The 11499-nt window shown below is 62.2% G+C and carries 6 protein-coding genes and 2 pseudogenes; 3 read left to right on the top strand and 5 right to left on the bottom strand.

Going from position 1 to position 11499, the window contains the following annotated elements; all coding sequences use genetic code 11:
• Nucleotides 1–178, top strand: a pseudogene (locus SB4_RS17380) (IS5/IS1182 family transposase); the annotation flags it as partial.
• A 526-nt stretch (nt 179–704) separates the two neighbouring features.
• On the opposite strand, the gene SB4_RS17385 reads toward SB4_RS17380, so the two are convergent.
• On the bottom strand, nt 705–2285 hold the full coding sequence (locus tag SB4_RS17385) for a tetratricopeptide repeat-containing sulfotransferase family protein (protein WP_058753589.1): 1581 nt from the start codon (nt 2283–2285) through the stop codon (nt 705–707).
• Nucleotides 2282–3802 carry a tryptophan halogenase family protein gene (locus SB4_RS17390; RefSeq protein ID WP_058753590.1) on the bottom strand — a complete coding sequence of 507 codons (1521 nt, stop codon included), beginning with the start codon at nt 3800–3802 and terminating at the stop codon, nt 2282–2284. Before SB4_RS17390 ends, SB4_RS17385 begins: the two co-directional genes overlap by 4 nt.
• 208 nt (nt 3803–4010) lie before the next feature.
• Between SB4_RS17390 and SB4_RS17395 the strand changes: the two genes are divergently transcribed.
• Together SB4_RS17395 and SB4_RS17400 are read left to right on the top strand one after the other, a co-directional pair.
• Nucleotides 4011–6860, top strand: coding sequence for a TonB-dependent receptor (locus tag SB4_RS17395; RefSeq protein ID WP_058753591.1), 2850 nt, complete (start codon nt 4011–4013; stop codon nt 6858–6860).
• A gap of 266 nt (nt 6861–7126) precedes the next feature.
• Complete coding sequence (locus tag SB4_RS17400; protein ID WP_058753592.1) at nt 7127–9463, top strand: endo-beta-N-acetylglucosaminidase; 2337 nt, start codon at nt 7127–7129, stop codon at nt 9461–9463.
• Here the strand turns inward: SB4_RS17400 and SB4_RS19270 are convergent.
• From SB4_RS19270 to SB4_RS20455, 3 genes and pseudogenes are all read right to left on the bottom strand, one after another.
• Nucleotides 9460–10122 (bottom strand): annotated as a pseudogene (locus SB4_RS19270) (integrase core domain-containing protein). The gene SB4_RS17400 and the pseudogene SB4_RS19270 sit on opposite strands and share 4 nt — an antisense overlap.
• Before the next feature lie 76 nt (nt 10123–10198).
• Nucleotides 10199–10507: a tyrosine-type recombinase/integrase gene (locus tag SB4_RS20450; RefSeq protein WP_241488675.1), complete on the bottom strand. Its 309-nt coding sequence runs from the start codon at nt 10505–10507 to the stop codon at nt 10199–10201.
• Entirely contained in the window at nt 10501–10767 is a 267-nt protein-coding gene (locus SB4_RS20455; RefSeq protein ID WP_241488676.1) for a phage integrase N-terminal SAM-like domain-containing protein, read from the bottom strand. The genes SB4_RS20450 and SB4_RS20455 overlap by 7 nt, the downstream gene beginning before the upstream one ends.
• Nucleotides 10768–11499 lie beyond the last annotated feature (732 nt).

Below are 11499 nucleotides of genomic sequence, written 5' to 3' on the forward strand. Positions count from 1 at the left end.
CCGAAACCGCAAACGCACGATCCGATATGATAAAGACAGATACCGCGGCCGCCACTTGATCGAGAACGCCTTCTGCCGTCTCAAGGACTTCCGCCGTGTCGCTACCCGCTACGATAAACTCGCCGTCAACTTCCTCTCAGGCGTCGCCATCGCAACCGCGCTCGCATTCTGGCTCTGATTGAGTCTCAGCCCTAGCAATATCCATATGGAGGAAGCCGATCGGGTAGCGATTGAAGCGTTGACGTTTGAGCTTGTCACCTCCGATCTCCGGCAGGCGAGAGACGCCGTGCGGTTGGAGACCACGATGCAACGTTGATGGCGTCAGATGCGGGATCGATGGTCGCTGGGCATAAAGACAGTGATCGAGAGGCAGCAACGCATGCCGACGGAACGCAACAACCATCACCTCTCCAGCCTTGGACAAGGTCGTTGAATGCAGGGCCGTCGGCCCGGTCTTCAATCCTCAGCCGTGGCCCGCTTCCGCCACTTCGCGACCATCTTCGGGTTGATCCTCAGTTCTCGGCTCAGCGTCGCGAGCGAAGCTTGCGATCGCTGCATTGCTCCTCGGACGACGTAGGCGGTCGTGGCGTACCCATGACGAACTTGTCCCATGCGGCCTCCTTCCATTCCTGCGAAGGATCTCACCATCAAACCCCGGGATCAAAAGCCCAAGACGATGGGGCCGGTCGTCATGCCGTTCACCATCAGTCGATCAATCCGTCATGGATCAGGCGATCACGTAGCGGTTTCAGATGTTCCGAGTAACGCCGCCACGCGCCCAACCCATCGGCGTTGATCGGGCGGCGGACCTGGGTCGCGCTGGCGGTCATGACGGCCCCCTGTGCTTCATGGGGGCGAAGGCACGCCTCCTCGAACGAAAGGCCGCAGGCATCGAGCAGATGGCGGATGTGCGGCTCGGGATCGGCGATCAGCGCTTCCAGGGAGATGCGGATCAGCCCGATCTCGGAAATCCCGGCCCAATGGTCGACGAGCGCGACATGGTGGCGAAAGTGATCGGCCAGATCACTTTGCGCATAGGACCAATGATGGCTCCCGGCGAAGAGCCTTTTATAGGCCCCGAACAGCACATCCATCGGGTCGCGGTCCAGTGCGACGATCGCGGCATCGGGGAAGGCACGTCGGATCAGCCCGACATAATGGATATTCTGCGTTCGTTTGTCGATGGTGACTGGACATCCGCCGTTGAAGGGCGCCATTTCCTGCGTGTAAAAGCGCGCGATGTCGCGAGCCGGGATTTTCACGGCGGCGGCGACCACATGCGCGTCGAGCAGGGGCGCATCGCTGATCTTCGCCAGTCGCCGTACCGCGATGGCGAACGCCTTGGGCTCGCCCATGGCGTGGACCTGGCTGTGCGCGGCCAGGATTCGCTCGACCAATGTCGTGCCTGAGCGGGGCAGGCCTAGAATGAAGATGCGACGTGGCCCTTCACGTGGCGCGGTGTCACGTTCCGTAAATGCGGAGGCGGACAGATGTGTCCGCCACGCCGCCACGGTCGCCGCTTCGTCATCACGCGACCATGGTTCCAGCCGCTGCATGATCGCCGCGCCATGTTGCAGGCAATCCCAGGCGGCATCGATATGGCCCAGATCGTCATGCTCTTTGAACAGCGCATAGGCGACCCGCGCCGCTTCGATCGGAGTGCGGCAGGTGACGGCCTCGAGCGCGGCGATGTGATTGTCGTTCGCGGTCCAGCGTCGCAGATGTGACAGGCGATAGCTGGCCGCGACGAAACGACCGCCCGATACCGCAATCGCCCGTTCCAGCGCCGCCTGCGCACCGGGGCGGTCACCGACATATTCGCGGATGCTGCCCAGATTATACCAGGCATCGGCATCGTCCGGCGCGGCCGCACAGGCTTGTTCCGCAAGCGGCAGGGCTTCTCCCGGCAGTCCGGCATGCGTCAGGGTGAAGCCGGCCAGCACCAGATCGCGCGACTCCCGCAAGCCCGCCGCCACCGCCGCGCGCACGCTGCCCACGGCATCGGCCAGCCGTCCTTCCTCGACCAGCGGACGAGCGCGCTGGACTAGGAAACGCGCCTGCGCCGAAGACTGAGCGGCCCGGCTGGCCCCTTGCGCGAAGGCGCGTTCCGCATCGGTCATGCGCCCTGCAGCCATCGCTGCCTGCGCATAAAGCCACCAGGCGTCGATATTGGCTGGCGTTTGCTCGGTCACGCCTTTGGCCAGCCGCATCGCCCGCGTGGATTCGCCCCGCCGCATCGCATCGGCCGCCGCCGCCAGTGCCGGATCGGGCACGTTCGCCGTCATGCTGGAACCGGCGTGGCGCAATTGGCGCGAATATAGGCGTCATGGGCGGGCATACGCTCGGCGATCTGTCGGATATTGTCACGGACACGGGCCAGATGGCTGGCCAGCGCAGCATCGTCGATATTGTCAGCCAGCGGATCATGATCTTCCGGCACCACGCCTTGACCGAGCATGACGCTGAACCAGCTTGCCTCTTTGAACTGATCGAACTCGCTGGGCGCGATGCGTGCCGTCATCCGGAACGACTCGATCATCCGCTCCAGCCGCTCGGGCAAGGTGAGCTGGCGGAAATAGCGCCATAGTGGCTCGTCGCGGCCCTCCGACAGGCGGTAATGGAGGACGAGGAAATCCTTGATCGTGTCGAACTGAAGATCGAGTTGGCGATTGAACTCGGCCACGGTGAGAGGATCGGGCGTCCGGCGCGGGAAATGCCCTATGATTTTATTCAGCGAATTCAGGATAATATGGATCGTCGTCGCCTCCAGCGGTTCCAGGAATCCCGCCGACAGGCCGACCGCGATGACATTCTTGTTCCACACTTGGCGTGTGCGTCCGGTCTTGAACTTGATGAGCTTGGCCTCCCCTAGCGGCCGCCCGTCGAGGTTGCGCATCAGCACATCATGCGCCTCATCCTCGCTCATAAATTCGTTGCAGAAGACATGGCCGTTGCCCGTTCGATGCTGAAGCGGGATACGCCATTGCCAGCCTGCGGCACGTGCGGTGCAGCGGGTCGAGGGCTCGATGGTATCGCCCGTGCGCTCGCAGGGGACGGCCCAGGCCCGGTCGCATGGCAGGAAATTGGACAAGTCGATCGTGCCGGTTTGTAATACTCCTTGGATCAGCAGGGCATGAAAACCGGTGCAATCCAGGAACAGATCTCCCTCCACCACATCGCCGCGCCGGGTGTGCAGCCGCGTGATATAGCCGGTTTCGGGATTCTGATCGACGCGTTCGATGGTCCCTTCGATCCGCTCGACCCCCATTCCGACCGCCAGTGTGCGCAGATATTGGGCGTAGCGTCCCGCATCCAGATGATAGGCATAGCTGAGCGTCTTCAGCGGTGATCCGGGCGGGGCACGATCCGGGCGGTCGAACCGCCCCAGCCGTGCCGCCATAGAGGTCATGCAATAGTCCTCGAACGACGCGGCCAGACCCAGGCGTTGCGCCTTGACCCACAGATGATGGAATCCCACCCCGCCTAGCGGAACGCCGTACCGGCCGAACGGGTGATAGTAACGGCGGCCCGCGCCGGTCCAGTCGCGAAAGTCGATGCCCAGTTTGAAGGTCGCCTGGCTCGCACGGACGAAATCGTCCTCCTCGATCCCCAGGATATTGTTCAGCCAGTGAATGCCGGCGATCGTCGCCTCGCCGACACCAATAATACCAATGTCATCCGACTCGACCAATTGGATCGTACAGTTCTGGGGCTTGAGGACCTTGGCGAGAACGGCGGCGGACATCCAACCGGCCGCACCACCTCCCGCAATCACGATCCTGCGTACGGCCTGCTTCGCCATCTGTCTCTCCCTCCCCGACGATGCCGTACGACAAGGCATTCAGCCCTATGAAAAACCCGTCTTCCTGCCAGTTGGCCTGTCCAATTTGAGTATATGCAAACACGAATTCAAGCATGAAACTTTATATTGACATAGATTGGTTATCAAGTTTAGCTTTCTTCTTGCAGTCACGCTGAAACGGCGGATCGCAACAGGGAAGGGGGGGGTTATGAACATTCGCACACTCGCGTTGTTTACCACCGCGATCACCAGCATCGGCTGGTCGGTCTCCGCTACCGCACAGGACCGGAAAACAAACAGCTCTTCCGAGAACGGGGCTCCGCGCAGTACCGCCGACCGCGTTACCAAGCGCCTGGAAGAAAAAGGGGAAAGCAGTGCTGAAGGCGATATCGTCGTCGTCGGCACGCGTAATGCGATCGCAAATTCGATCGACACCAAAAGGGCATCATCGGCCCAGATCGACGTCATCACGGCCGAGGACGTCTCGCGCTATCCGGACGTCAATGTTGCCGAGTCGCTGTCGCGTCTACCGGGTGTCACCATCGACCGTACGGCGGGGGGCGAAGGCGCCAAGGTGTCGATCAACGGCATCGATTCGCGCCTGATCCTTACCCAGTTCAACGGCCAGCCGATCGCGACCACGGAGAGCGGTGCGAACAATCGCGATACCGGCCGCAGCTTCAACTTCCGCAATCTGGCGCCGGAGCTGATCGGCACGGTCGAGGTATACAAAACCTCCGAGGCGCGGCTGGATGAGGGTGGCGTCGGCGGCTCAATCATCGTCAATTCGCGTCTGCCGTTCGAACTGCCGCGCAATACTTTGTCGGTTGCGGCTAATTACAATGTGAACCTACGCAACAAGGAACGCGCGCCGCGCGCATCGCTCCTTTACAGCTGGTATAACGAGGACAAGACCTTCGGCATCCTGGCCAGCGTGGCCTATAACAAGTCGGTGTTGGGTTCGGGTTCGTTCGCGACGCGCTACGGTCCGGTCTGCAACGGCAATGGCTGGGGTGGTTGCACCAACGGGGCAACCGGATCGTTCAGGAATCCCGCATTGCTGCCCACCGTCACCAGCGGTCCGGCGCTGAATGACTCGATGCTGGTGCCGCAATTCCTGTGGATGAATGCGTCGCGGTCGAACAGCATCCGCACCACCGGCTATATCGCCGTCCAGGCCAAGCCGTCCGACAATTTCGAGGCGCAGGCCACGGCGCTGCGTATCTGGGGCGATTTCTCCGATTACACTCAGACGTTCCAGACCGACTTCAGCGTGCCGTGGAACCAGACCAATGCCTATGACGGCAGGTCGTTTCCGCCGACGCGCCTGTCGACCGTCACCACCCAGGCGGCGGGCATCACCGGCGGTGCGGGCAATTTTGCCGTCCGGATGGACGAATATTACAAGCGCTCGAAGCTGAATACCGAAGTCTATAATATCCGGACACGCTGGTCGCCGGGCCGGATGGATATGATCGTGAATGCCGGTATCACCCAGGCTATCGGTGGCAGCGATCCCGAATATTATCTCAGCTTCTACGGCAATACCTCGGGCAGCTTCGCCTTCGATCGCAACGGGCCGTCGCTCACGCTGGCCCAGTCGCCGACCGATCCCACGCTGTTTAAGACGCGGGCCGCCGGACAGCAGGCCGGCTTCGTCAAATATGCCGAGACGCTCGATCGCTACCAATATGCCAAGTTCGACGGCAAGTGGAACGCCGATCTGGGGCCGGTCAAGGATGTCCTGTTCGGCGGTCGCATCCAACAGCATATCTCGCTGAACAAGCCGACCTTCTACAACACTGTGTTCCCGCGGACCGAGAATATGGGGGCGTACCAGACATCGGTCCTGGACCCGGCCCTGTGGCGGGGCTTGGGCGGGGGCGGATCGTTGCGCAGCATCGTCGGGCTGACGCAGGATTCGCTGACCAAATTCTCCGAAGCCAACAAGTCGCCGGGCAATGCGACGGGCAATTTCCGCGACGCGGGCAATTTCTGGAACACCGTCGAAGACACCTATGCCGCATACGGCCAGATCAATTACGAGATGGGCCGCCTGTCGGGTGATATCGGCGTCCGCTATGCGCGGACGGTCAACGAGCAGACCTATCGCTCGACGCTCGATTACGAGCCCTGGTACGAGGAGCAGGTTACGATCAAGCGCGGCTATAACGACTGGTTGCCGTCGTTCAACGCCGCCTACGACCTGACCGATGACATCAAGCTGCGCGCAGCGGCCAGCAAGGTCGTATCGAGGCCGAGCTTCGCCGACATGTCGGGGCAGGTGGAATACAGCATCGACCGTTATTCCAGCTTCGGTCCGTACTTTGGGGGCTCCGGCGGCAATCCCGATCTGAAGCCCTATCGCGCCTGGCGCTATAACGCCGCGTTCGAATGGTATTTCGCCAAGGGCAGCCTGTTCAATATCGACCTGTTCATCAACGATGTGCAGTCGTATATCGTGCGTAAGAACACCTTTGTTCAGGTCGTGGTCCCAACCGAGGCGGTCAATTATTGCCAGCAAAATTCGTCACTGTTCTGTAACGGTAAGCTGCAGCGCACGAATACGATGCTGATCAATACGCCGTTCAACGGCAGCAATGCCCAGGTGCGCGGTGCCTCTATCGGTTTCGTCGGCAATCTGATCTGGGGCTTCGGTCTACAGGCTAACGCTACCGTGCTCGATCAGAAATATGGCTCTTATACCGATCAGTTCAACAAGGCGGGCAACCTGCCGCTGCCCTATCTGTCGAAGTTCAGCTACACCATTTCGCCCTATTACGAGCGTGGGCCGATCCAAGCGCGCGTATCCTATACGTGGCGCAGCAAGTATCTGAATACGGTGGGCACGGAAACCGACGCGCCAACCTATATCAACGCTTGGGGTCAGTTGGATGCCCAGGCTGCGTATAACGTGACCGATCGGCTGGCGGTGACGATCGCGGCGCAGAATCTGCTGGATCCCATCGATAGGCCGACCACCAATGGCGATCTGCCGCTGGCATGGAGCCGTTATGGCAGGCGTCTCACCGCGGGCGTGACGTTCCGTATGTTCTGATGTTCCTGGGGTCGCGGCGGTGTCGCGACCCGTTTGATGGAGGCACTTCCCCGACTGGGTGCGGTAGTCCGCCATGTTTGCCTAGATGGCGACCGCACCCATTTTTTCGCCCCGCCGCAGATCCGGTGGGCCGGATATCGGGTCGGGACTTCGGCGACAGGTGCTACTGACCGTGCGTCGAGACGAACAGAATGCCGGGGAAAGGCCCCGGTCGATGATCCAAGATCATAACGTGACGGCCCAAGCACGCGAATGAGGACAGGACGATGTTCGAGGACAAAGACCCGACGAATTTCGACATGTACGGTGAACGCTGGGGGCGAAGCGAAAAGTCGCTGTCGCGCCGCCAGGCCTTGCTAGGCGGCGCCAGCGCCATGGCCGGACTGATTGTGGCGGGCGTGGTATTTGCCGCGGGTGATGGCGCCGGCGGGGGTGGCGGCGGGGATCAACGCGGTGGCGCGGACGACTCGACGGCCACATCCTCGACATCTACCAATGGATCGGCGGGGCAGACCGCGCCAGCCTTTCCGCTGAGCCGGCCCAGTTCGGACTCGTTCCTGGCCTTCATGGCCTATGATCCGTCGACCGACCCCGATGCGGTCTATTTCCGTTCGGTGGTTCCGCTCGCGGCGCAGATCGACCCCTTGGCCGCCACACAGGCGCACCCCGCCCTCGATCCAAGGCCAGGCGCGGCCACGCTGGCGGCGCCCTATCGTACTATTCAGCGCGGTTTCTCCAATGATCTGTACCGCCGCACGCGCCATGCCGCGATGCCCACGCAGGGCGTCCAGGTGCCACGCCGGCTGGGCGTCCATGACATCGTGGTACAATGGGCAGGTACCGGCATCATCCCCAATCCGGCGACGACCGATGCGGCGCACCGTAACGGCACGATCTGTCTGGGGACCATCTTCCAGCCCGATCGGCGAGCCTTCGACGGCAGCGTGTTTCCGGTCGAAGCCGTCGCGAAGCAGTATGTCAGGCTGGCGCAGTATTTCGGGTTCGACGGCTATTTCGTTAATCATGAGCAGGGCTCGGCGGTCGACGATACGGGCGTGGCCAATCTGATGGCCGCGATGCGCACCGCCGCCGCGCAGGCGGGCCTGGCCCGCTTCCACGTCCAGCATTATAACGGTCAGACCGATCTGCTACGGTTGTTCCCGCGGGCAGGCGGGGTCGATCCGGCCCCCAACAGCGCGATGCCGGACCAGGGATGGAGCGGCTATAGCGGGCCGGGCAATTGCTGTGCAGGCCTGCAAACTTCGCCCGCGCTCAACAGCGCCGCGATCGGCGTGTACCAGCGAACGAAGTTCGACATCTTCTATGGGTTCCAGCTCTATCCCGGCCCGGGCTATATCGGCGTGGCCGGCCCCGACCTCATCAGCCCCAGCGCGGCCGACAAGGTGGAGGGCAGCCTGCAACTCTATTCGCTGGACGACGGTATCCTGAACCTGTCGCGCGCCCGGCAATCGGGGCGGGGCGCGGCCTTCCTTCCCGCCAATGCCGACCTGCCGACCATTGAGCGAATGATTTATAGCGGCCAGACCGAGAACCCTGCGCTGCTCAACAGCCCCAATGAAGAGCAGCAGGCGGCATATGGCAAGGGCCGCCGCTATACCGAATGGGCCACCACCAACGACGATTATTCGAAATCGGATAACGACCAAGCGGACCTGCCCATCACATATGGCGTGGCGAACTTCATCACCGAACGATCGGCGATCGGGGCAATGCCCTTCGTCACCCATTTCAACGAAGGCGAAGGGCAGTCCTTCTTCGTCGGCGGCGAGCCGGTCAGCAATACGGCTTGGTTCAATCTCGGCGTCCAGGACCTTTTGCCGACATGGCAATGGTGGCGGGCGCCGTTTGCAGGGTTGACCGACCGCAATGCGAATGCCGCGGGGCTGCTCGACGCGGGCTTCGATCGCAGCGTCGCCTATGACGGCGGCACGTCGCTGCGCGTCTCGGGCACGCTCGGGCCTTCCACCGAGACGCGACTGCACCTTTACAAGACCGACCTGCCCATCGCCGGAGGTTCGGCCATGCCGACACTCGAACTCATCGCACGCGGGGCCGCGGTCGATCGGTTGCGGACGCGAGTCGGCCTGATCTTTGTGGATCAGCCGACGCAGGTGCGATGGCTGCCGCTGGTCTCTCCCAATGCGGTCAGCGGAACGGCGAGCGACTGGGTGCCGCATCGGCTGGACCTGCGCGAGTTCGCCGGACGTCGCATCGCGGCCATCCTGCTGGGCTTCCAGGCGGTGGACGGCGCCACGCAAGCCATAGACATCCGCTGCGGGCGGCTCGCCTTGACCGATCGAACATCGTCCGCGCCCACGGCGCCGACAGGGCTGCGGCTGGACCGCCGGGTGGTCGACCCGGACACCGGGGCGATCGGCCTTGCCTTGCGCTGGAACGAAAGCGGGCGATACGATGTCTTCCAGCGATCCTCGGGCGACGGTCAGCGGATCTGGATTGGTCGGATCGATGGCGATGCCTTTTACAGTCCGACCGCTTTGCCATCGGGTACCGGCGCCGCAATCATTGAGGTACAGGCCATCGGGCCTGGCGGTGCGGGAGGCATAACCTCAATTAGCGTCTAGGTGTTCAGTCCCGGCATGTGGTGGATCGGGTTGACGATGAACGGGTCCGGCTCTGAGGTCCATATTTTGGCGATGGATTCGTAGGGTGTGAGCCCGCTGAGCGTCTTGAGCCGGCGTGCGAAGTTGTAGGCGGCCATGAAGTCGGCGAGGTGCGTCCGGAGCTGGTCGTGGCTTTCGTAGTGGAAGCGTTTGACGGTCGCCTCCTTGATGGTCCGGTTCATCCGCTCGTCTTGTCCGTTGGTCCACGGATGGTTCGGTTTAGTGAGCCGGTGCTCGATGTCGTTCGCTTCGCAGATCATGTCAAAGCGCATCTGGCGGGACTAGGCGGTGTTCCGGTTGCGGGGCTGCTCGGCGAACTGGATGCGGTTGTCGGTTAGGATAGTGTGGATGCGGGCGTAGAGGCAGTCGTCGAGCGGCAGCAGTGTGTGGCGCCGAAACGCCACAACCATCGCCTCCTCGGCCTCGGACAGAGTGGTGGAATGAGGGGCCTTCGGGCCGGTCTTCAGGTCCTCGACCGTCGCCCTCTTACGCCATTTCGCAACGGTCTTCGGGTTGCTCCCCAACTCACGGCTCAGCGTCGAGAGCGAAGCTTGCGATCGCTGTATTGCTGCTCGGACGGCGTGCGTGGTCGTGGCGCACCCATGACGTACCTGTCCCATACGGCTTCCTTCCATCCCAACGAAAGGATCGCACCATCAAACCGTGGGATCAAACAACTAGGAAGGCGGCTCCACCTCACGGGTCGGTGTAGCTGCGCCGCGGGAACAGCCAGCCGTGCGGCAACAAAACGCTGCGTCGCTTGCCCGCGCGCCACCAGCTTCTGAGAAGTTCGAGCAGTTGCGGCGACAGCATCGCGTTGCGGTCATTGCGGCCTTTCCCCTCCCCGTTGTGGATGAGCATGCGCTTGCTGTCGGTGTCGTCGACCTTGAGATGCGCGATCTCGGACACGTGCAGGCCAGCGTCGTATGCCACGCCGAGTGCCGCCCGGTATTTGATGCCCGGCGCCGCCTCGAGCAGCCGCACGACCTCATCGGCGCTCAGCACATCGGGCAGCTTCCGGGGCCGCGCCGCCAGCACCAGCTAGCGCGACAGGTCGGGCCGTCGAGCGGCACGCCGAACAGGAAGCGCAATGCCGATATCGTGGCGCCGATGACGGACCCGCTGGTGCTGTGTTCGCGCTGGTGGACCTGGAAGCGTCGCACGCCCTCGGCCGTCGCGGTGTCCGGCGAGCGCTTCAGGAAAGCCGCGAAGGTGTGGACGTGGCGGACATAGTAGTGCTGCGCCCGAGCCCGCATCGAACGCATCGCCATATCGTCAAGCATCTGCTGGCGAAGCGGGGTGATTGGGAGTTGCGGTAGGTGACGTCGCCATGGCAGAGCTCCTCTCGTTCAAAGAACCCACCGTCCGCCTCCGCTGCCGCAGGACCAAACCTCAGCCCAGAAACGCTACATCACCGCCAACAACACTGCTGCGCAGCGGCTTCGTGCAATGGTTCATCCCGCTTACAGCGGGAAGGGATAGTATCCATCGGAAGGGGATCGTCACGTGCCAGGTGGGAGAAAGTCCGCTGGTGGCAAAAGCCGCCGTTCGACGAGTCGTTTCGGAATGACGGCTTCGTCCCAAAATCGGCCACGTCGAGGGGAATACGATGATGGGGATCTACCGCTGGCCTGCTCGGGCATCACACCTCGAACAACGCCTCGGAGCATGTCGCAAAGCTATAGCTGACCCGCGATCCGCGAAGGTCGTCAAGCACGACTATGGCTTGAGGTATCGCCAAGTCGACAAGCCCGTTTGATGGCCTTGCCACGCTGTACCCCCTGTTGTATCCCTCGCTGTGCAACCCGCCGACAGACGGGTTGAGCGTCGACGCAAAATCAATGACTTAGCGTGGTGCCAAAATAGGTCAGGAAACCTGTCTTCTTATCAATCCGGTTTGTTTAAGCGCCACTCCTGAATTTCTACTCGAGCTCCAAGATAACGGCGTCCACCGCCAGGCTGTCGCCGGTTTTGGCGGAGATGGTCTTGACGGTGCC

Origin of the sequence: Sphingomonas sanguinis (genome assembly GCF_001476905.1) — a bacterium.
Taxonomy (GTDB): Bacteria; Pseudomonadota; Alphaproteobacteria; order Sphingomonadales; family Sphingomonadaceae; genus Sphingomonas; species Sphingomonas sanguinis_B.

Coding starts and splice junctions, on each gene's coding strand:
- SB4_RS17395 (WP_058753591.1), top strand. CDS start 4,011: ATGAACATTCGCACACTCGCGTTGTTTACCACCGCGATCACCAGCATC.
- SB4_RS20455 (WP_241488676.1), bottom strand. CDS start 10,767: ATGCGTTCGATGCGGGCTCGGGCGCAGCACTACTATGTCCGCCACGTC.
- SB4_RS17390 (WP_058753590.1), bottom strand. CDS start 3,802: ATGGCGAAGCAGGCCGTACGCAGGATCGTGATTGCGGGAGGTGGTGCG.
- SB4_RS17400 (WP_058753592.1), top strand. CDS start 7,127: ATGTTCGAGGACAAAGACCCGACGAATTTCGACATGTACGGTGAACGC.
- SB4_RS17385 (WP_058753589.1), bottom strand. CDS start 2,285: ATGACGGCGAACGTGCCCGATCCGGCACTGGCGGCGGCGGCCGATGCG.